Below are 1,190 nucleotides of genomic sequence, written 5' to 3'. Positions count from 1 at the left end.
CCGGTCTGACACTGCTGGTCTACACCGCCGCGCCCGGGACGCCCACGGCTGATGCACTCAAACTCCTGGCGAGTTGGGCGGCAACCCAGGATCAGTTGGATCCGGCGAACGACAGCGAAGCGGCGCTCTGATTTCGATCGGCAGTAAACGTGCCGATTCAGCTCAGATGCGTTACCGCCCAGGCTACTTGGTCTCCACCTCGTCGCTTGGCTCGATACATCGCGTTGTCGGCGTCGGCAAGTATTCGATCGATGGTTCCGGACGCGTCCGGGATTGTCGAGGACAGCCACACGCTGGCTCCGACACTCACCGAGATCGTCTGTCTGCCGGCAGGCTTCGAGATCGAGTTGTGGATGTCGACCACGGTTTGTTCGATGCGACGTGGCTCGACAGGCATGAGAATCACGAACTCGTCACCGCCGGTCCGCGCGACCAGTCCGGTCTCTCCGACGGCCGAGTTCAGTCGTCGGCCCACTGTCACCAGTATTCGATCACCTTCTGCGTGACCGAGTTTGTCGTTGACGCTCTTGAACGAATCGACGTCGATCACCACCGCGAGAACAACGTGTCCCTGGAGTTCGCCGACACCGAACAGCTGTTGCCAGACGTTGTGCAGCCCACGTCGGTTCAGAGCAGCGGTGAGTGGATCGCGCCAAGAGTGTCGTGCATCGTCGGTCAAGTACAAGACGAGGAAATGCACGGTCATCGCGGCTGAGGCGATGACACACCCGATGACGAATCCGGTGGACACCGACAGCGAAGAGTCGGTATCCGGATCGGTTACAGCACGAATTGTCAGTAGCGCAACGACGAACAGCGCGCCGGTGATCTGTGCTGTGACTATTCGAGGGCTGTGGAATACCGACGAATAGTTCGCGACGACCACGAACAGAACGGCGCCGGTCAATGCCAGGAAACTCGCATGGATTCCGGCGAGCAGTATCAAGGACAAACAGATGTTGGTGAGCGCAATGAATCGAACGGATTGGCGGTGGCTCGGCCAGGACCGTCCGAGTGACCAACGAACCATGCAGTACAGCGCGATCATGCATGCCGTGCCCGCCGCGAGCCGTTCAGGGAGTTCGGTTGCGCCGCCCTTCACGAATTGAGCCAGTACGGCGAGTGCCACGAACACAGCACACCAAAAGGTGACGACCACCCTGGCTGTCCCCAACATCGATCGAGCAGCC

At 60.1% G+C, this 1,190-nt stretch carries 1 protein-coding gene; it reads right to left on the bottom strand.

Annotation, left to right across the window (positions count from 1 at the left end):
• Positions 1 to 157: 157 nt before the first annotated feature.
• Positions 158 to 1,190 (bottom strand): GGDEF domain-containing protein (locus ABT116_RS48250; RefSeq protein ID WP_351647858.1); only part of this gene is annotated, 1,033 nt, incomplete at its 5' end.

The organism is Streptomyces sp. NPDC002130, from assembly GCF_040296465.1.
Taxonomy (GTDB): Bacteria; Actinomycetota; Actinomycetes; order Streptomycetales; family Streptomycetaceae; genus Streptomyces.
The sequence above is the reverse complement of the archived record's forward strand: the minus strand, read 5'-3'. Positions and strand labels throughout refer to the sequence as shown.